General features: G+C 62.4%; 15 protein-coding genes. 5 read left to right on the plus strand and 10 right to left on the minus strand.

Annotated elements, in window-relative coordinates; all coding sequences use genetic code 11:
• Window positions 1-28: 28 nt before the first annotated feature.
• Complete coding sequence (locus tag Tel_00135; protein ALP51673.1) at window positions 29-718, plus strand: tRNA (guanine-N7)-methyltransferase; 690 nt, start codon at window positions 29-31, stop codon at window positions 716-718.
• Window positions 719-787: 69 nt separating this feature from the next.
• Here the strand turns inward: Tel_00135 and Tel_00140 are convergent, their stop codons facing one another.
• Window positions 788-1,630: a phosphoserine phosphatase gene (locus Tel_00140; GenBank protein ALP51674.1), complete on the minus strand. Its 843-nt coding sequence runs from the start codon at window positions 1,628-1,630 to the stop codon at window positions 788-790.
• Between the two features lie 56 nt (window positions 1,631-1,686).
• Window positions 1,687-2,844 (minus strand): coproporphyrinogen III oxidase, encoded by a 1,158-nt coding sequence (locus Tel_00145; GenBank protein ALP51675.1) that lies wholly within the window; start codon window positions 2,842-2,844, stop codon window positions 1,687-1,689.
• A gap of 71 nt (window positions 2,845-2,915) precedes the next feature.
• On the opposite strand from Tel_00145, the gene Tel_00150 reads away from it, so the two are divergent.
• The gene (locus tag Tel_00150; protein ID ALP51676.1) at window positions 2,916-3,677 is read left to right on the plus strand and encodes a hypothetical protein; all 762 of its coding nucleotides are present in this window, start codon (window positions 2,916-2,918) and stop codon (window positions 3,675-3,677) included.
• A gap of 464 nt (window positions 3,678-4,141) precedes the next feature.
• A complete protein-coding gene (locus Tel_00155) occupies window positions 4,142-5,089 on the plus strand; it encodes a LysR family transcriptional regulator (GenBank protein ID ALP54669.1) in 948 nt (315 codons plus the stop codon).
• Here Tel_00155 and Tel_00160 read toward each other — a convergent pair.
• On the minus strand, window positions 5,083-7,554 hold the full coding sequence (locus Tel_00160; protein ALP51677.1) for an ATP-dependent helicase: 2,472 nt from the start codon (window positions 7,552-7,554) through the stop codon (window positions 5,083-5,085). The genes Tel_00155 and Tel_00160 overlap by 7 nt on opposite strands.
• A 131-nt stretch (window positions 7,555-7,685) precedes the next feature.
• Between Tel_00160 and Tel_00165 the strand changes: the two genes are divergently transcribed.
• The gene (locus Tel_00165; protein ALP51678.1) at window positions 7,686-9,476 is read left to right on the plus strand and encodes a type II secretion system protein E; all 1,791 of its coding nucleotides are present in this window, start codon (window positions 7,686-7,688) and stop codon (window positions 9,474-9,476) included.
• Between the two features lie 13 nt (window positions 9,477-9,489).
• On the opposite strand, the gene Tel_00170 is transcribed toward Tel_00165, so the two are convergent.
• The 3 genes from Tel_00170 to Tel_00180 all read right to left on the minus strand — a co-directional run bounded on the left by Tel_00170 (window position 9,490) and on the right by Tel_00180 (window position 12,429).
• On the minus strand, window positions 9,490-10,347 hold the full coding sequence (locus Tel_00170; GenBank protein ID ALP51679.1) for a universal stress protein UspA: 858 nt from the start codon (window positions 10,345-10,347) through the stop codon (window positions 9,490-9,492).
• A gap of 13 nt (window positions 10,348-10,360) precedes the next feature.
• Window positions 10,361-11,851: a sulfate transporter gene (locus Tel_00175; protein ALP51680.1), complete on the minus strand. Its 1,491-nt coding sequence runs from the start codon at window positions 11,849-11,851 to the stop codon at window positions 10,361-10,363.
• Between the two features lie 317 nt (window positions 11,852-12,168).
• Window positions 12,169-12,429, minus strand: a complete 261-nt coding sequence (locus tag Tel_00180) for a hypothetical protein (GenBank protein ALP51681.1) — start codon at window positions 12,427-12,429, stop codon at window positions 12,169-12,171.
• Between the two features lie 79 nt (window positions 12,430-12,508).
• On the opposite strand from Tel_00180, the gene Tel_00185 reads away from it, so the two are divergent.
• Window positions 12,509-12,712, plus strand: coding sequence for a hypothetical protein (locus tag Tel_00185; protein ALP51682.1), 204 nt, complete (start codon window positions 12,509-12,511; stop codon window positions 12,710-12,712).
• 48 nt (window positions 12,713-12,760) lie between these two features.
• On the opposite strand, the gene Tel_00190 is transcribed toward Tel_00185, so the two are convergent.
• The 4 genes from Tel_00190 to Tel_00205 form a co-directional block, all read right to left on the minus strand.
• Window positions 12,761-13,738 (minus strand): hypothetical protein, encoded by a 978-nt coding sequence (locus Tel_00190; protein ALP51683.1) that lies wholly within the window; start codon window positions 13,736-13,738, stop codon window positions 12,761-12,763.
• 2 nt (window positions 13,739-13,740) lie between these two features.
• The gene (locus Tel_00195; GenBank protein ID ALP51684.1) at window positions 13,741-16,476 is read right to left on the minus strand and encodes a carbonate dehydratase; all 2,736 of its coding nucleotides are present in this window, start codon (window positions 16,474-16,476) and stop codon (window positions 13,741-13,743) included.
• 75 nt (window positions 16,477-16,551) lie between these two features.
• On the minus strand, window positions 16,552-18,258 hold the full coding sequence (locus Tel_00200) for a sodium:proton exchanger (GenBank protein ID ALP51685.1): 1,707 nt from the start codon (window positions 18,256-18,258) through the stop codon (window positions 16,552-16,554).
• A gap of 186 nt (window positions 18,259-18,444) precedes the next feature.
• Complete coding sequence (locus Tel_00205; GenBank protein ID ALP51686.1) at window positions 18,445-20,718, minus strand: hypothetical protein; 2,274 nt, start codon at window positions 20,716-20,718, stop codon at window positions 18,445-18,447.
• Between the last annotated feature and the right edge of the window lie 52 nt (window positions 20,719-20,770).

Below are 20,770 nucleotides of genomic sequence, written 5' to 3' on the forward strand. Positions count from 1 at the left end.
TGCGGTTAGTGTTTTTGCCTGAATTACCATGACAGCCACCGATAACCCCCACCGCCCCATCCGCAGCTTCGTGCGCCGCCAGGGGCGCATGACCGCCCGTCAGGAATGGGCGCTGCGCGAGCTGTGGCCCACATACGGCCTGGAGCCGGGGGCTGAAGTATTGGATCTGGATGCCGTATTCGACCGTTCGGCGCCGAAAATATTGGAAATCGGCTTCGGCATGGGCGACGCCCTGGCCGAGATGGCCCTGAACCACCCGGAGCAGGATTATCTCGGCATCGAGGTGCACCGCCCCGGTGTCGGTCGCCTGCTGGACAAGCTGGCGGCGCAGGGCAGCAGCAACGTACGCATCTTCTGTCACGACGCGGTGGAGGTCCTGCAGCGGCAGATTCCCGATAATTCACTTGATAAAGTGCTGCTCTTCTTTCCTGACCCATGGCACAAAAAGCGTCACCACAAGCGCCGCATCGTGCGGCCGGCATACGTCGAGCTGATTCGCACCAAGCTGAAATCGAGCGGTGTGTTTCATATGGCCACCGACTGGCAGGAGTACGCCGAGTGGATGATGACGGTGATGTCCGCCGCCGCAGGCTTCGGCAACCTGGCCGGCGCGGGCACCTATTCGGAAAAGCCGGACTATCGCCCCGAGACCAAGTTCGAGCGCCGCGGCCAACGCCTGGGCCACGGTGTTTGGGATCTGCTGTTCAAAAAAACGTAGGGTGCGCATAGCGCACCAATTGTCTTTCGTACGGCATTACCCTTTAAAGGCCATGGTGCGCTGTGCACTCTACATATTGATATTCAACAACCCCAACACACCCTCCAGGCCGCAGTGATTGAGGGCGGCGTGGGCCTGATCCTGCACCTTGGGCTTGGCGTGATAGGCGATGCTCAGCCCCGCCCGTTGCATCATTACTAGGTCGTTGGCGCCGTCGCCCATGGCCACCGCCTGTGACGGGTCGATATTCAGCTCTTCACACTTCTGCAGCAGAAAGTCGGCCTTGGCCTCGGCGCCGACGATGTGACCGTGGATCTCACCGGTGAGTTTGCCATTTTCGAATTCGAGCACGTTGGCCAGGGTGTAGTCCAACCCCAGACGTTCTTTGAGTCGTTCGGTGAAGTAGGTAAAGCCGCCGGAGACCAAAGTGGTTTTGATGTCGCGCGCCTTGAGCCCGGCCAGCATCTGTTTGGCGCCGGGATTGAGCGCCAGGCATTCGTTATAGACATGATCCAGCGCGCTGGGCTCCAGCCCCTTAAGCAGGGCGATGCGGCGCCGCAGCGAAGTCTCGAAGTCGATCTCGCCGCGCATGGCCGCCTCGGTGATCTCGGAGACCTGGGGTTTGACGTCAATGAAGTCGGCGATCTCGTCGATGCATTCGATGCTGATCAGGGTGGAATCCATGTCGGTGACCAGCAGCTTGACCTGTGCCGGATCAAAGCCCGCGGGTAGCAGGTTGATGTCAAACTCTTCCTGTTGCTTGTGCATGGCCAGTTTGGCCGGGTCGACCGTGCCGTCTACCTGGATGCGGTAGTAGCCTTTGTGCTCTTCCAGTCGACCGTTAAACGAGTGACTCAGGGTGACCGCTTCCTGTTCGGTCAGGCGCGGACCCTGCAATACCAGTGTTGCCATGCGCAATGCCTTTATAAATGTTTGGACGGGCCGCGTATTTTCACACAGCCGCCGGGTCAGGGCAAAAACAGCTGCAACAGTTCGTTGAGATAGTTGCGCCCTTTTTCGGTGGGGCGGATCAAACGCACGCTCCAATCGATCAGGCCCTGCTCTTCAGCTTGACGTAATGGTTGTTCCACCACTGAGATGGGCAGGCCGGTGTGATCGCTGAACAGGTGCGGCGCAAAGCCATCGGTGAGGCGCAGGGCATTGAGCATGAACTCGAAGCCGGCGTCTCTTTCGGAAAGCGTTTGCTCAGTACTGATGCGCGCCGGGCTGTGGGCCTGGGCCAGGTAGTCCTCCGGGCGACGCAATTTGCTGCGGCGTTGGATGGTTTGCAACTGGGCGTTGCTGATCTTGCCATGGGCACCGGCGCCAATGCCCAGATAATCGCCGAACTGCCAATAGTTGAGGTTGTGGCGGCAGCGGCGCTGGTCTTTGGCGAAGGCCGAGACTTCGTAATGCTGATACCCGGCGTCGCCCAACTGCGCTTGACAGTGTTCCTGCATACGCCATAGCAGTTCGTCCTCGGGCAGCGGCGGCGGTTTGTGGTGAAACAGGGTGTTGGGCTCCAGGGTCAGCTGGTAATGGGAAATGTGGCTCGGCTCCAAAGCGATGGCCGTGGCGACGTCTTCCCGCGCCTGCTCCAGGGTTTGTTGCGGCAGGCCGAACATGAGGTCGAGATTGAAGTTGTCGAAGCCGGCGTCGTGGGCCCGCTCGGCGGCGCGGGTCGCCTCGCGGCGGCCGTGGATGCGGCCGATGCGCTGCAGGGCGTCGTCGTTGAAACTTTGCACGCCGATGGAGAGGCGGTTGATGCCCAGGGCGCGAAATTCGCGGAATTTGTCCGCCTCGATGGCGCCCGGGTTGGCCTCCAGGGTGATCTCAGCGTTGGCGGCCAGGTTGAGGCGGGCGCGCAGCGCCGAGAACAGCTGGTCCAGGGCCTCGGCGGAAAACAGGCTGGGCGTGCCGCCGCCGATGAAGATGCTGTGTACCTGCCGGCCCCAGACGTCGGGCAGCTCCTGCTCCAGGTCGCTGATCAGGGCCGCCACATAGGCGTGTTCGGGGATATCGCGTTTGGCCTCGTGCGAATTGAAATCGCAATAGGGACACTTACGCACACACCAGGGGATGTGCAGATACAGGCTGAGCGGTGGCAGGGTGGTGAAATTAAACATTTTTGCCTTAAGGTGTCGGGTGGCAATGGCATAATCGCTGTTCCGATTGGTATGACCACTGAAACGTCGTGATGATAGAGCTGTATCTTACCAAGATTCTCAAGAGCCTGATCTTCCCCCCGGGCGGATTATTGCTGCTGTGGTTGCTGGGCCTGCTGCTGCTGAGACGCTCCGTGTTACTGGCCAAGACGCTGCTGTGGGCTGGGCTGGCCGTTGCGTATCTGTTATGCACGCCGCTGGTGTCGGGACTGTTGTTGCAACAACTGGACGTCTATCCGGCCCTCACGCGGGAGCAGATCGAGCAGGCGCCGGCGCGCGCCATCGTCGTGCTGTCGGCCGGGCGTTATAAAGACGCGCCGGAATACGGCGGCGATACGGTGGGTAATCACACCCTGGTACGGGTGCGCTACGGCGCCCATTTGCAGCGCTTGAGCGGCCTGCCGGTGCTGGTCAGCGGCGGCCACGTCTTCGACAAGCAGGGCGCCAGCCTGGCGCAAGTGATGGCTGACAGCCTGCGTAACGATTTTCACATCGGACAGGTCTGGCTCGAAGACAAAAGCCGCACCACGGCGGAAAACGCCCGGTTCAGCCGCGATCTACTGCAGCAAAAGGGAATCGATACGGTGTTTCTGGTGACCCATGCCATCCACATGCCGCGGGCGGTGGCCATGTTCGAACAGGTCGGGCTGACAGTGATTCCGGCGCCCACCCGTTTTTACGCCGCCGAAGGCGGCTGGTTGGTTCAGCTCCTACCCGAGCCCGGGGCGATCGTGAATTCCTACATGGCCCTGCATGAGCTGGTGGGACGGTTCTGGTATCGGTTGCGCTACTGAGTCGGTAAAAAAAATGCGCACACGGGACTGATTCGTCTTTGGGGGGAGGGGGGGAGGAGATAAAGACTCGCCCCGTGTGCGCCAACAAGAGATAACTATGTTTACTACGGTTGTTACTATGCCAATATCGTAATATAAATGATAATAGAAATATTTTATCGAATGTATAGATCATGATTGATCATATGCCCTGCGCAGCCGGGACGAACAGATTCGGCCGCCCGCTGTGTTCCGCGTCACGGACAGGTAAAGACGACGATAAAAAAAGTGGCGCACATGGGTTTGGGTTGTCTTTATGGAGGTTGGGGGGGGAGGAGATTAAAGACCCCCATGTGCGCCAAAAGGAGATAACACGTTCACTACGGTTGTCACTATGCCGAAATCATTATATAAATAATAATAGAAAGTTTTTATTATATTGATAGTATATCGTCTATATCAGTAGGTGGCCGTGAATGATCAAGATCCGCAACGCAACCTTTCGTCAGCTCCAGGTGTTTGAATCCATCGCCCGAAACGGGTCGTATACCGAGGCGGCCGCGGAACTGCATCTGACCCAGCCGACCTTGTCCATGCAGGTCAAGAAACTCACCTCTATCATCGGCATGCCCCTGTTCGAGCAGATCGGCAAGCGTATCTCTCTGACACCGGTGGGGCAGGAATTACTCAAGACCTGCCGCGCCGTCTTCGCCTCTCTGGATGAATTCCAGATGACCATTTCCGATATCAAGGGCATCAAGAAGGGGGATCTGCGCATCTCCGGCGTGACCACGGCCGAATACTTCGCGCCGCGCATCCTGGGCGATTTCTGTAAGAAATATCCGGGCATCAACGTTACCCTGGAAGTGACCAACCGCCGCCGGGTGCTGGAGCGGCTGGAGGACAATCTGGACGACATCTACATCGTCGGCCAGACCCCCACCGGTCCGGGCATCCACGCCATCCCCTTTCTCACCAATCCGCTGGTGATCCTGGCCTCACCCTCCCATCCGCTGGCCAACAAGAAGAACATTCCGGTGGAGGCCCTGGCGCGTGACAATTTCATCATGCGCGAGCCCGGCTGCGGCACCTTTCTTACCATGGAGCGCATGGTCAAGGGCGGCACGGTGCACTTTAACTCCAGTATGGCCCTGGGCAGCAACGAGGCCATCAAGCAGGCGGTGATCGGCGAGCTGGGCATCTCCATGCTCTCCGTTTACGCCCTGGTGCACGAGATCAACAGCGGCGAACTGGTGGTGCTGGATGTGGAGGGCTTTCCGGTGGAGGACGTCTGGTACCTCTGTTTTCCCGAGGGCAAGAAACCCTCGGTGGTGGCCCAGGTGTTCACCGAGTACATGCTGCAGGAGGGCCGCGATCTCACCCTCAGCTCCCTGCCCGCTTCATGGAAAGAGAAGGACAAATATAATCACTGACCACGAGGCTTGGCGCGCCGGGTGGGTTCGGCCTGCAACGGGTCGTCGGGCCAGTAGTGTTTGGGATAGCGCCCCTTCATATCCTTTTTTACCTCGGCATAACTGCCTTGCCAGAAGCCTTTCAGGTCTTGGGTCACCTGCACCGGCCGCTGTGCCGGCGACAGCAGGTGCAGCTGCAGTTTCACCCGACCGCCGGCGATGGCCGGGGTGTCGGCGGCGCCGAACATCTCCTGTAATTTGACCGGCAGCACGGGCGGGTCCTTGCTGTAATCGAGGGCGATGCGCGAGCCGCTGGGTACCTGCACGTGGGTCGGCGCCAGTTCGTCCAACCGGCGTTGCTGGGGCCAGGGCAGCAGGGTGTTCAGCGCGGTCTGAAGATCCAGCCGCTGCAGATGGCTGAGACGGCGCATGCCGCTCAAAAACGGCGCCAGCCAGTGTTCCAGGCTGTGCAGTAACGCGGCGTCGGAGACATCGGGCCAGCATGCGCCGTCGTGACGATGCAGAAATTGCATGCGCCGCTGCCAAGTGCGGCTGCGCTTGCACCAGGGCAGGCACTGGCTGCCGGCCTGGCGGATGCCCTCAATCAAGGCGCCGCAGACGTCTGCGGCGTCCGGTGTGTTCAAGGCCTTATCGTCCAGCACCAAGGCGTCGAGGCGCCGCTGGCGCCGTGCCTGCACCGCCTGTTCGCGCGCGTCCCACTGAATGATGTCCTGCGTCTGAATCAGCGCGCCGAAATGCTGTTCGATCTGGTCAAGCTCAAGAGCGGCGGCGAGGAAGATGCGCGCCTCGCGTCCGCCCGCCAGTGACGCGATCACCAGCCAGGGCGCCTTGGCCAGCGCCTCGTGTTCGGCGAACAGGGCGCCGCGGCCGTTGGCCAGCCGATAACGGCCCTGCTCGCCGGGGCGACGCTGGGCGATGCGGTCGGGGTAGGCATGGCCGAGCAGCACCCCGGCCCAGGCAAGATCGTTCGCTTCGCCCCGCAGGCCCAGCTGGCGCTGCAATTGCTGCGCTGCGTGTTGAATATGATGCAGCGCGCGGGCCGGTTTGGCATTACCTTGCAGCAGGCGCAGACGGCTAAGCAGGTCGCTGTCGGGTACGTCGCCGCGGCGCAGCGGATCGCGCTCCGACAGCAGCGCGGCGATTTGGCAGGCCAACGCACCGGCGCTCAATTCACGCCCCTTGAGCACCATGTGGGCCAGGCGCGGATGGAGGGGCAGGGCGGCCATCTGTTCTCCGTGGGCGGTGATGCGTCCCTGGCCGTCGACGGCGCCCAGGTGCCGGAGTAGATCAAGGGCCTGCCGGTAGCTGGCCGGCGGAGGCGGGTCGAGCCAGCGCAGTTGACCCGGGTCGCGACAGCCCCAGCGCGCCAGTTCCAAGGCCAGGGGGGCCAGGTCCGCCTCCAGTATCTCCGCCGTGCCGTGGGCCAGCAGGTGGCGGCCTGCGGGCCAGAGCCGGTAACAAATGCCCGGCTCCAGGCGCCCGGCGCGACCGGCGCGTTGTGCGGCCGAAGCCTGGGAGATATTGACCGTCTCCAATCGCGTCAGGCCGCTGGCCGGTTCGAAGCGCGGCACCCGCGCCAGGCCGGCATCGATGACCAGGCGGATGCCCTCGATGGTGAGGCTGGTCTCGGCGATGTTGGTGGCCAGCACGATTTTGCGTTTGCCCGGCGGGGGCGGGCGGATGGCCAGTGCCTGTGCCGTCAGGGAGAGTTCGCCGTAGAGCGGCGCGATGAGCACATCCGCGCCCGGCACGCTCGCCTGCAGCAGTTGCTCGACACGGCGGATCTCGGCGGCGCCGGGCAAGAACAGCAGGGCGCTGCCGCTCTCTTGCTGCAGCGCCTCCAGGGTGACGGCGGCCACGTGTTGCAGCCATTGTTGGTGATGGGCCCGTGGCGGCGGCGGGGCATGGCGGATGTCCACGGCATAGCTGCGCCCCTGGCTGGTGATGATGGGCGCGTCGCCCAGCAGCTCGGCCGTGGCGGCGCCGTCCAGGGTGGCGGACATAACGAGAATCTTCAGGTCCTCGCGCAGGGCGGCCTGGCTCTCCAGGCACAGGGCCAGGCCGAGATCGGCCTGCAGACTGCGCTCGTGGAATTCGTCGAAGATCACCAGGCCCACGCCCGCCAGGGCCGGGTCGGCCTGCAGCATGCGCGTCAGCACCCCCTCGGTGACCACCTCGATGCGCGTGGCCGGGCCAATCTTGCTGTCCATGCGCACCCGGTAGCCGACCGTCCCGCCCACCTCTTCAGCAAGGCTTGCCGCCATGTAGTGGGCGGCGTTGCGGGCCGCCAGGCGGCGCGGTTCCAGCATCATGATCTTGTTCGCGCCGAGCCAGGCCTGGTCCAGCAGGGCCAGCGGCACGCGCGTGGTCTTGCCGGCCCCGGGCGGGGCCTGCAGGACGACGTTGGAATGTTGGTTGAGCGCCGCGAGCAGTTCGGGCAGGGCGGAATCGATCGGCAGGGACATGGCCGTATTCTAACCGCTTTGCGTGCGCCCAGCCGGGGGCAATGGAGACGGCGGCGGTAAAGCTGCGCGGCCACGGGCCGCCATATATCTAGAGATAATGACTCGGTCCGGGACGGGCCAAAGAGAGCGCTGTGACGGATTCGATGAGCGGTACACCACAACAGCTCGTGCCACTAGGGCTGCGGCAGATCGCCGAGCTGTTGTTCGAGGAAGGGTTGCTGGCCAAGCAGGCCTATGAAAATCTCCAGGTCCAGGCGCGTTATCGCGATCTGGGCGACAAGCATCCCCTGACGCTGATCGCCGATCAGCGGCTCAAGTCCGCGTTGCCGCCGCAGCGCTTGCTGAGCGAGGACTTTCTCAGCGAGTGGCTGGCGCACAAGCTCGGCCTGCCCTATCGACGTATCGATCCCCTCAAGGTGGACATGGCGGCGGTGACCCAGGTGGTGTCCTATGCCTATGCCGAGCGCCACAAATTGCTGCCGGTGGAGGTCGGCCCGGACTACGTGGTGATGGCCACCGCCCAGCCCGATGCCACCGGCTGGCTCAACGAACTGGCCCACATCCTGCGCAAGGACGTGCGCCTGGTGATGACCAGCCCGTCCGATATCCAAAGCTATCTGGTGGAGTTCTACACCGTCTCCCATTCGGTGCAGGGCGCCAGCGCCGACGACAGTGCCCATCCCCAGTTCATCAATGGCCAGCAGATGCTGGAGTTGGGCAAGGCCGGCAGTCTGGACGCCAACGACCAGCATGTGGTGCGCATCGTCGATTGGCTGTTGCAATATGCGTTCGATCAACGCGCCAGTGATATTCATTTGGAACCGCGTCAGGAAAAGGGCAATATCCGCTTCCGCATCGACGGCATGTTGCACACTGTCTATCAACTGCCCAGCGCGGTGATGGCGGCGGTGCTGAGCCGCTTGAAGATTCTCGGCCGCATGGACCTGGCGGAAAAGCGCCGCCCGCTGGATGGCCGCCTCAAGACCAAATCCCCCGACGGCAACGAGGTGGAACTGCGCCTGGCCACCCTGCCCACCGCCTTCGGCGAAAAGATGGTGCTGCGTATTTTCGATCCCGACGTGCTGGTGAAGAACTTCACCGACCTCGGTTTCAACCGCCATGAAGAAAAGCAGTGGCGCGGCATGTTGAAACAGCCCAACGGCATCATCCTGGTGACCGGGCCGACTGGTTCGGGCAAGACCACCACGCTCTATTCATCCCTGAAATATCTGGCCAAGCCGGAAGTCAATATCTGCACCATCGAGGACCCCATCGAAATGGTGGTGCCCGACTTCAACCAGATGCAGGTGCAGCACAACATCGATCTCAATTTCGCCGACGGCGTGCGCGCCCTGCTGCGCCAGGACCCGGACATCATTATGGTGGGCGAGATTCGCGACCTGGAGACCGCCGAGATGGCCATCCAGGCGGCGCTCACCGGCCACCTGGTGATCTCCACCCTGCATACCAACGACGCCGTCTCCGCCGTCACCCGCCTGCTGGACCTGGGCGTGCCCCATTACATGATCACGGCCACCCTGTTGGGGGTGGTGGGACAGCGCCTGGTGCGTACCCTCTGTCCCCACTGTAAACAGCCCGTCGCGCCCGATGCCGCGATGTGGACCAGCCTCAGCCGGCCCTGGAAGGCGGCGCTGCCGGAACAGGTCTACGGCCCGGTCGGCTGTCTGGAGTGTCGCCAAACCGGCTATGTCGGCCGGGTCGGCATTTACGAGATGCTGGTCATGTCGGGGGCCATCAAGCGGCTGATCAACGCCAACGACTGTGATATGGCCGCCGTGCGCCGTCAGGCCCGGCAGGACGAGATGCGCCCCATGCGTATCAGCGGTATCCAGAAGGTGGTCAGCGGGCAGACCACCCTGGACGAGGTGTTCCGGGTGGCGCCGTTACACCAGGACGATTGAACGCCAAACAGGCCTAGCGCAGCAATAACAGGGGTACGGTGGTGTCGCGTATCAACTTGGTGGTGGTGCTGCCCACCAGAAAACGACGAATACGCGAGTGGCCGTAGGCCCCCATCACCAGCATGTCGATACCGTGTTGGCGGCGGTATTCCCTCAATACGTCTTCGACGCCCCCCTCATGGATTGAGGTGATGGCCTCAAAGCCGGCCGCCTCCAGGGCTTGTCGGGCCCAGTCCAAGTGAGCCAGATTCTCCGGACTGTCGTTGCCCACCATTACCACATGACAGGGCAGGCCCTTGAACAGCGGGCTGGCGGCGATCATTTCGACGCCCTTGCGGGTGGTGGCGCTGCCGTCGAAGGCGACCATGATCTGGGCCGGGGTCTTGAAGGACGCATTGGCGGTGAGCAGGATGGGGCGGTCCAGGGTGCGCACCACGTTTTCCACATGGGTGCCGATATGCTCGCCCAGGCTGTCGCCCTCTTCGCCCTGACGCCCCATCACCAGCAGACGGATCTCGTCTTCCAGTTCGGCCACGGTATCGACCAGCTCGCCGTGGCGCTGCAGGGTGGTGGCGTTGCCCACGCCGTCTTCCACGGCGCGCTGTTGCGCGGCCTCCAGCATCATGCGGCCCTGTTCCATGGCCAGCTTGGCGCGCTTTTCGTCCAGCTCTGCCAGTTCCTTGAGCAAGGCCTCGCGACTGCCCAGGCCGATGTTGCCGCTGAGGTTCTGTTTGACCGGGTATTCCGATTTGTCGAGCACATGAAGAAACACCAGGGGTGCCTCCAGGCGCAGGCTGGCCCAGGCGGCATAGTCACACACTGTCTCCGCCGCGCGTGAACCGTCGATACACGCCATTACATTTTTTGTCATCGCCATCTCCTTCCTAGTGGTCCATCAGTTTATCAACCGCGTCCGGTTTGTCGTGCACGGCGAACCTGTCCACGATGGTGGCGCTCGCCTCGTTGAGGCCGATCAGCTCCACCTCCGTGCCTTCGCGGCGGAACTTGATCACCACCTTGTCCAGAGCGCTGACCGAGGTGATGTCCCAGAAGTGCGCCTGGGTGAGGTCGATCACCACCTTGTCGATGACCTCCTTGAAGTCGAAGAACTCGACGAACTTGTCCGCCGAGGCAAAGAACACCTGCCCCACCGCGGTGTAGGTGCGCGTGGTGCCGTCTTCGCTCAGCTCTGATTTTACGTACTTGAACTGGGCCACCTTGTTGGCGAAGTTTATGGCGGCCAGCAGTACGCCGACGAACACGCCCCAAGCGAGGTTGTGGGTGAACACCGTGACGATGACCGTGACGATCATCACCATGCTGGTGCTCTTGGGGTGGGTCCTGAGATTCTTCAGCGACTCCCAGCTGAAGGTACCGATGGAGACCATGATCATGACCGCCACCAGGGCCGCCATGGGGATCTGGCCCACCATCTCGTCGAGAAACACCACCATCAGCAACAGGAAGATACCTGCGGAAAGGGTCGAAAGCCGTCCGCGACCACCCGATTTCACATTGATCACCGACTGGCCGATCATGGCGCAGCCGGCCATGCCGCCCAGCAGGCCCGAGCCGATGTTGGCGATGCCCTGGCCCTTGCACTCGCGATTCTTGTCGCTGGGGGTGTCGGTTAGGTCGTCGATGATGGTGGCGGTCATCAGCGACTCCAGCAGGCCGACCATGGCCAGCGACAGGGAGTAGGGCAGGATGATCCACAGGGTCTCCAGGTTCAGCGGCACATCGGGCCACAGGAACACCGGCAGGGTATCGGGCAGCTCGCCCATGTCAGCCACGGTGCGGATGGGCAGATCGAGCACGATGGCGATGATGGTCAGCACCACGATGGTCACCAGCGGCGAGGGGATGCTCTTGGTGAGATAGGGAAACAGATAGATGATCCCCAAGCCGGCGGCGGTGACGGCGTAGACGTGCCAGGTGACGCCGGGGTTGGCCAGGTTCAACTCGGGCAGCTGGGCCAGGAAGATCAGGATCGCCAGGGCGTTGACGAAGCCGGTGACCACCGAGCGCGACACAAAGCGCATCAGCGAGCCGATCTTGATATAGCCGGCGATGATCTGAAACACGCCGGTGAGCAGGGTGGCGGCGAGCAGGTATTCCAGGCCGTGCTCTTTCACCAGCGTCACCATCAGCAGCGCCATGGCCCCGGTGGCGGCGGAGATCATGCCGGGACGGCCGCCGACGAAGGCGATGATCACGGCGATACAGAAGGAGGCATACAGCCCGACCTTGGGGTCAACGCCGGCGATGATGGAAAAGGCGATGGCCTCGGGGATCAGGGCCAAGGCCACCACGATGCCGGCGAGCAGATCCCCGCGGACGTTGCTGAACCAGTTGTTCTTTATGGAGAATTGCATGTTTTATCCAATGTTTGGTGATATGCGCCGCGCGCTGGAAAGCACCGCGACAGCCGCCGCCGGCGATCGATTTCCGGCAAGACCAAGAAACAAGAAAAAATGAACCCCAATCCATATCCCCGGGGTTTAGGGACGGCGAATGATTCGAAGCTGCGCTATGGCGGGGTAGGGGAGCGGTGCGGGTGACAGGGCATAATTTATAGTGTGGTTTTGTTTGTGAGGCGCGGCACTTTACCACAACCCAGCGCCATGCTCAAAAATACCCGGCGGCGGGTGTTGGATGAGGTGGGTTAGGCCGGGAAAAGGCGGGCGGTGCCCTACTCGATAAACTTCATCTCGCGCCCGATCTTGCCGAAGGCGCGGATCGCCCGGTCCAGATGGGCGTGTTCATGGGCGGCGGAGATCTGCACCCGGATGCGCGCCTGGCCTTGGGGCACCACCGGATAGGAAAAGCCGATGACATAAATCCCTTCCTCCAATAGTTTCGCCGCCATGCGTTGAGCGATGGTGGCGTCGAACAGCATCACCGGCACGATGGGGTGTTCGCCTGCATTGATGTCAAAACCGGCGCTGTACATAGCATTGCGAAAATAGGCGGTATTTTGCCGGAGCCTGTCGCGCAGTTCGGCGGAACGGGTGACCAGTTCCAGGGCCTTGATGCCGGCCGCCGGCTTCGAGACCGCCGTTTCGATGCTCGAAGGTGAGGTGGAAAAGGTATTGCACGACTATCGCCGGCAGCATGAGATCGACCTGCTGGTGATGGGCGCCTACGGCCATTCCCGCATCCGCCGTTTTTTGGTGGGCAGTACCACCGCCAACGTCATTCGTGATACCACGGTGCCGCTATTGTTGCTGCGCTGACAGGCGCATCCCTCGAGTGTCGTGATTGAGCCCCGGCGCGGCTTGATTTTACTGTTCCGGCGTGACCGGTGAAACAAACCCCTCGGGTTTCACCGCCAGCACCGAACAATCGATGCGGTTGAGGATGATCTCGGCGGTATTGCCGATGATGAAGCCCGGGATGCCGGTGCGCGCCACCGTGCCCATCACCATCAGGTCGATATCCAACTCCTTGCTCAGCGCCGGAATGACATCGCGGGCCCAGCCCTTGCTCAGGTGGATCTGAGGGCGCAGGTAATCCCCTGCCTGCTTGGCGATCTTGGCGACGGTCTGGTCTATCAATCCGTCCAGCCAACGGCTGTGATGGCGGTGCTCGCGCTCGACATAGGCGTTCACCGATTCGGGCGCCACCTGGCCACGGCCGTGGCGCAGCAGTTGTTCGCCAAAGGCATCCCAGACATGGACGATGTGCAGCTCGGCGAGCTCGGCGATGGCGAGTGTGGTGGCCAGCTCCAGGATCTGCCGGTTGAGGTGCTCCGAGGTGTCTTGATCCAGATTTTGTCCCGGGTCCACGGCCGCCATGATCTTGTGGAAGCCCGCTTGGGGGGGCGGGCGCAGCAGCCACACCGGGCAGGGGCATTTGCGCAGCAGGTGGGTGTCCTGACTGCCGAAGATGCGCTCCTTGAAGGTAGTGTCGTCATGGGCCGCTTTGATCACAAGGTCGTGGCCGTTGCGCAGCACCGCGCGAATGACGGCCAGAAAGTGCGGCCCGGAGAGCACCTGGATGTCGATCGCCAATCCCCGCCCGTGGGCGGCGACCAATTGCGCCAGGGCGTCGCGGCGTTCCTCGCGTAGGGCGTCCATGAGCATGGCGGGAGAGAGTTCGTCGGCAATGGATTGCAGGCGCGCGGGCGATTCGGGGACGACGTCCACCACGCTCAGGCGCGCCTGGTGTTGTTCCGCCAGGGCGACGGCGCGTTCAAAGGCGGCCGGGTTGTGGTCCAGCGGTTCTTCGCTGACGAATAGGATATTGTTGAAGCGCTTCATGGCTAATTCTCCGGTTCGGGGGTGCGACGCGCCGTATGGCGCCGACGGACCAGTTTTTCCAGTTCCAGTATGAACAACAGCAGCACCCCCAGCATGATGATCTCCAGGCCGTGGACGAAATCCACCGGCCGGGTATCGAACAGGCGTTCCATGAAGGGGGCGTAGGTGAAGATCAATTGCAGCGCGAGCACCAAGCCAACGGCGATCAAGACCGCGCGGGTGCCGAGCAGGCCCCTGAGGGTGAGCGAGGGCGCGCGCAGATAACGCACACTGAACAGATAAAACACCTCCATGGCCACCAGGGTATTCACCGCATAGGTACGCGATTCCTCCAGGGTCGAGCCGTGCAGTTGGGACCAGCTGAAGATGCCGAACACGCCCGCGGCGAACAGCACCGACACCAGCAGGATGCGCCAGATCAAAAAGCCGGACAACAACGGCTCGCGCGCCGGGCGCGGCGGCTGGCGCATGACATCGGGCTCGGCCGGCTCAAAGGCCAGCGCCATGGCCAGGGCCACCGAGCTGACCATATTGACCCAGAGGATCTGCAGCGGCGTGATGGGCAAGGTGAAGCCCAGCAGTACGGCGGCGATGATACTGAGCGACTCGCCGCCGTTGACCGGCAGCAGGAAGATGATGGATTTCTTCAGATTGGTGTAGACCGTGCGTCCCTCCTGCACGGCCCGGGCGATGGAGGCGAAGTTGTCGTCGGTGATCACCATTTCGGCCGCCTCCTTGGCCGCCTCGGTGCCCTTGTGGCCCATGGCGATGCCCACATCGGCGCGCTTCAAAGCCGGGGCGTCATTGACGCCATCGCCGGTCATGGCGACGACGGCGCCGCGCTCCTGCAATAGTTTGACCAGGCGCAGCTTGTGCTCGGGGCTGACCCGGGCGTAGACGTCGACATCGGCGACGCGGCGGCGCAACGTCTGGTCGTCCATTTGATCCAGGTCGTGGCCGGTGATGACCGAGTCGGTATGGGTCAGCTTGAGCTGGGCCGCGATGGCGGCGGCGGTGACAGCATGATCGCCGGTGATCATCTTCACCTGCATGCCCGCCGCCTGACATTGGGCCACGGCCGCGATCGCCTCGTCGCGGGGCGGATCGATCAGGCCGAACAGGCCGAGCAGCACCATGCCGTCGGCCACGTCGGCGAATTCCAGGGTCTGTTGGGTCGTTGGCGCCTGTTTGTAGGCCAGCGCCAATACCCGCTGCCCCTGCCGCGCCAGGGTGTCGATGCGGGCGTGCCAGTCATTCACATTCAGCGGCTCCAACTGCTCGCCATTGTGCTGTTGTGTGCACAGCTGCAATACGCGCTCGGGCGCGCCTTTGAGCAATATCAGGGCCTCGCCGGCGTGGCTGTGGTGCAGGGTGGCCATGTACTTGTGTTCGGAATCGAAGGGGATCAGGTCGGTACGGGGCAGGTTTTGCGCCTCTGCGGTGAGGTCCAGGCCGGCCTTGGCCCCGGCCACCAGCAGCGCCCCTTCCATGGGGTCGCCATGCACGCACCAGCCGCTCTCTCGGTGCTCCAGCGCGGCATCGTTGCAGAGGCAGGCGGCGCGCAGGGTCTGTTGCAGCAGCGGGTGACGGTCCGGATCGAGACTCACGCCCGCCAGGGCGAAATCGCCGTGAGGATCGTAGCCGGTGCCGCCGACCTCGAGGGTCTCGGCGGCCAGGGCCAGGCTGCGCACGGTCATCTCGTTACGTGTCAGGGTGCCGGTCTTGTCGCTGCAGATGATGCTCACCGAGCCCAGGGTCTCCACCGCCGGCAGGCGCCGGATGATGGCGTGGCGCCGCGCCATGCGCTGCACGCCGATGGCCAAAGTCACCGTCAGGATGGCCGGCAGGCCCTCGGGGATGGCCGCCACCGCCAGGCCCACCACAGTCATGAACATCTCGGCGGCGCCGAACTCGCGCAGGGTGACGCCGAAGACAAACACCGCCGCCGCCAAGGCCAACACTGCCAGGGTCAGCCAGCGGGCGAAACGGTCCATCTGGGCGATCAGGGGCGTGGTCAATGTCTCCACCCGGGCGACCAGGGTGCTGATGTGGCCGATCTCGGTGTCGACGCCGGTGGCCACCACTACCCCCAGGCCGTGGCCGGCGCTCACCAATGTGCCGGAATAGGCCATGTTGCGCCGGTCCCCCAGCAGCGCGTCCGCCGCCACCGCCGCCACCTGCTTCGGCACCGCCATGGACTCGCCGGTGAGCACCGCCTCCTGAATCTGCAGGTTTTTGACTTGGAGCAGGCGCAGATCGGCGGGGACCTTGTCGCCCGCCTGCAGCACGACGATATCGCCCGGCACCAGCTGATCGGCGGCCAGGCTCTGACGCCGTCCGTCGCGCAACACCATGGCCTGGGGCGAGAGCATCAGGCGGATCGCCTGCAGGGCGTCCTCGGCCTTGCCTTCCTGGATGAAACCGATTACGGCGTTGAGCAGCACCACCCCCATGATCACCGCCGTGTCCACCCAATGGCCCAGCAGCGCGGTGATGAGCGCGGCCGCCAGCAGGACATAGATCAACAGGTTGTGAAAATGGATGAAAAAGCGTGCCAGGGCGCTGCGCCGTTTGCCCTCCGGCAGGCGGTTGGGGCCGTGTTGATCGAGGCGCAACTGTGCCTCGGCGGCGCTGAGGCCGGCAGCACTGGCAGCGCGTGACTCGAGCGTCTGAGCGGGCGACAGGGTGTGCCAGAGTCGAGCGGTGTCGTGAGCGCTAAGCGGTGATGCAGTGGCCATGGACGGCTCCTTCGCTTATTTTGCTCTTGTCCTTGTGGTCGGTACTGCGTCCACCCTCTCAATGCGACAGTGGATTTATAGTCCGGGTTCCTTGCCGGGCGTTGCCGGGTGCTCATGGCCTTGCAGCAGATCCGCCGCCTCCCCGGCGGCATCGGCGAACGGTAACAATACCAAGTGCGCGCCCGCCTGGCGCAGCCGCTCCGCATCCGCCGCATGGTGGGCGGTGACCGCCACCCGGCCCCGATAGCCGTGTTGACGCAGGTTCTGTAACAGAGCCAGATTCACCTGGCGCTCGCGCGCCGTGCTCACTATCCACTTCACCCCTTGCAGCGGTAGAGAGCCCAGCAACGCCGGGTCCTCGGCATCGCCATAGTGCACCGCATAAGCTTCGCGCTGGAGCGTTGTCACCGTCTCCGGATCGAAGTCCACGCCCAGTACCCGGTAGCCGCGTTGCTGCAGTATCCAGGCGAGACTGCGGCCGTAACGCCCCAGGCCCAGCACGACCAGGTCCACCGCGCCTGCGCCGGGCGTGTCATCGGTATCTTCGCGGTAGGGGCGGCGGCGTTCGAAGATGCCCAACCAGGGGGCCAGCCGCTCATAGAGTGCATGGGAATAGAGGATCATGTACGTGGAGCCGCTGATGGTAATCAGGCCCACCAAGGTCACCAGACCCACCGCGGCGTGGTCGAGGTGGCCGAGAGTCAGCCCCAGCGCGGCCAGGATCAGGGAGAATTCGCTGATCTGCGCTACCGTCAAGCCGGCCAGAAAGCCGGTGCGTTTGCGATACCCCATGAGGCCCATGATGACCATGACGATGAGCGGATTGCCGAGCAGTACGAACAGCGACAGCACCAACGCCGCGCCCAGCTGGCCGCTCAGCGCGTCCATTTCCAGTCGGGCCCCCAGATCGATAAAGAAAAACAGCAGCAGAAAGTCCCGCAGCCCCACCAGGCGCGCGCTGATGGCCTCGCGATAGGGGGTGGAGGCCAGCGCAACACCGGCCAGAAAGGCGCCCACCTCCTTGCTGAAGCCGAGGGCATCGCCGAGCGCGGCCAGGGACACCGCCCAGGCGATGGCGAACAGCGCCAGCAATTCCACCGAGCGCGCCAGCTGGTAGGTCAGGCGCGGGATCACATAGCGCATCGCCAGTGTCACCAGCCCCAGCAGCAGGGCGCCCTTCAGCAACACCGCGAGCATGGCGAGCCCGAGATTGCCGCCCGGTTCGGCCAGGGTGCCGGCCCCGAGCGCGGTCAGGCCGATCATGACCAATACCACGACAATGTCCTGGACGATGAGAAAGCCCACCGCGATGCGCCCGTGCAGGGCGTCGATTTCCTTTTTATCGGAGAGCAGTTTGACGATGATGATGGTGCTGGAGAAGGTCAGCGCCACCGCCACGTAGAGCGCGGTCAGCGGCGGCTTGCCCAGGGCGATGACGATGAGATAGCCGACCATGGAGGTGAACAATACCTGTCCCAACCCGGTGGCCAGGGCCACCGGGCCGAGGGTGCGGATGATATGCAGATCCAGCTTCAGGCCGACCACGAACAGCAGCAGGGCAATGCCCATCTTGGCCAACAGGTCGACCTGGTCGCTGGCCGCCACCCACTCGAAGCCGGCCGGCCCTACCAGGATGCCGGCGGCGAGGAAGGCGACGATCAGGGGCTGGCGCAGGCGCATGGCGACGGCGCCGAGAGCGGCGGCCACGGCCAGCAAGGCGGCGACTTCATAGAACACATTGTCAAAGGCCGGCATAGTGTCGTCCCAGTAGTGCGTCAACATTCATATCCGGACTCGCCCGTATCCGCGGCGCGCCCAAGGGTGAAGGTACTTTATATAAAAACGTCCCTGCGTGCATTGCGCGCCGGGCGTCGGACATGTAGCGATGGGCGGCGGCGCTATTTGATGGTAGCCAAGTCGCGGCCGATCTTGCCGAAGGCGCGCATGGCTGTGTCCGGATGTTCGCGTTCATGGGCGCGCGATCAGCGCCTCATACTCGGCCGCCGGCAAGGGGCGGCCGACGAAGTAGCCCTGGGCCTCGTCACATTGGTGCTGGCGCAGAAAATCCAGCTGGGCGGCGGTCTCGACCCCTTCGGCGACGACTTTTATATTCAGTGTTCTGGCCAGCGAGATAATCGCCCGCACAATGGCCGCCTCGTCGGAACCCGTGCTGAGGTCGCCAATGAAGGAGCGATCGATTTTGATGATGTCGATGGGGAAGCGCTTCAGATAATTGAGCGAGGAATAGCCGGTGCCGAAGTCGTCCAGGGCGATGGAGATGCCGTGATCACGCAGCTGCTTGAGGATCGGAATCGTAACCAAGGTATCGTCCATCAACAGGCTCTCGGTGATTTCCAGTTCCAGCAGCCGGGTCGGGAATGCCTGCTCTTCGAGGATGCGTAGTAAGTCCAGTACGACATTTTTTTTATAAAGTTGCCGAATCGATAGATTGACCGCCACACGCAGTTGAGTGCCGAAGCGTTGGTTCCATTGCCGGGTTTGGCGGCAGGCCTCCGCCAGCACCCAGTCGCCCATGGGCACAATTAGCCCGGTCTCCTCGGCGCAGGGGATAAACTGCTCTGTGGGGATTGGCTTGCCGCCCGGTTTGGGCCAGCGCATCAGTGCCTCGCTGCCTATTAAACGCTGGTCCTTGAGTCCGATTTTCGGTTGGAAATAGAGTTCAAACGCGTTTTCCTCCACGGCGTTATGGAGGTCGTGGATAAGAGACAGGCGTTCCACAGCCTTGGTGTTCATCGCCGGCAGAAAAAAGGTGTAGTTGTTCCTGCCGCTATTCTTCGCCTGATACATAGCGATGTCGGCATTCTTGTATAGGTCGTCGACGGTTTGCGCGTCATCCGGATAGACGGCGATGCCGATGCTGGCGGCGATGCGGACCTCTTGCTCGCCGACGGTGACTGGGGAACGGATCAATTCCAACATTTTCTCCGCCAGGGAACCGATCTGCTCAGGGTGTTCCAGGTCCCTGACCAAAACGCCGAATTCATCGCCGCCCAAACGCGCCACGATGTCGGATTTTCGCGCCCGCGCATGGAGGCGCTGCGCCACTTGTTTCAACAGTGAATCGCCGGCGGCATGCCCCAGACTGTCGTTGACGTCCTTAAAGCCATCCAGGTCGATGAACATTAAGGCGGCCTGCTTACGGCTGCGTTGAGCGGTGGAGGTGATTTCCTCCAAATGTTCCCGAAACAGGGCGCGATTGGGCAGGGCGGTCAGTGGATCGTAAAAGGCCAGGTTCTTTAACTTTTCCTCGTCCGACTTTTTTTCCGAGATGTCATTGAATATTCCGACGTAATGCGTGGTGTTTCCCCTGTCGTCGCGGATAGCGTTAATGGTCAGGCGCTTGGGAAAGATTTCGCCGCGCTTGCGGCGGTCCCATATCTCCCCGGACCAATGGCCGGTGCTGAGCAGTTGCCGCCACATGTCTTGGTAAAACCTGTCATCATGAATGCCGGATTTGCTGATGTTGGGATTGCCGCCAATGAGTTCATGACGTTCATAACCGGTGATCTGGGCATAGGCGTCATTGATGTCCAGGATTTTCCCCTGAGGGTCGGTCACTACAATCGCCTCGCTGGTGTTGTCGATGACCTTTTTGGAAAGATGCAGTTGTTTTGCGTTGCGGTTGTAGAGGCTGAGAAAAAACCAGAGAATCACCAAATAGGCGAAGAGACGCAATACATGCCACAGCCACCAGGTCGCATCCCAAAGTATGGAAAAGTGAAACAGTATCCCGGCCATGCCGAACAGCAGGCAGTGATTGGCAAGCAGCAGGCGTTCCTCCCGGTCGTCAATACGTGCGCGCCATGCAAAATGGAACCACGCGATCAGGAATCCGGCGCCGCCGACGATATTTAACAGCTCGGCCGTAAGCGTAAACGTTCCGCTGGATGCCATGTTCGGGATCCATTGGGTGAATACGATTGAGCTTATCCCCAATACGACGCTCAATGTTGCCATTACGTAGGGTGCGGTCTGCAGTATTGGGTTCCGCGAGACGCGCTCGGGCAGTACCACCAGGGCGAAGGTGAGGCCGCCGATTAAAGTCGCTATGCTATGCAGCCAGACAAAGGCGACACCCGGTTCTAGGGCGGCATGAAACCCGTCAAGCAGGCCCATTCCCATCAAGGTGGTGGCCACCCAAATGTAAGTCGGTCGCAGTAGATTGCTGCGGCGCATGATCATAATGAATACGGCGAGCAGGATCGCCGCGAAGGAGCCCATTGCTTCCATCAACGAATGCAGGGCGATATTGGTCCAGCGATCTGATTCTAGA

It is taken from the genome of Candidatus Tenderia electrophaga (assembly GCA_001447805.1).
GTDB lineage: Bacteria > Pseudomonadota > Gammaproteobacteria > Tenderiales > Tenderiaceae > Tenderia > Tenderia electrophaga.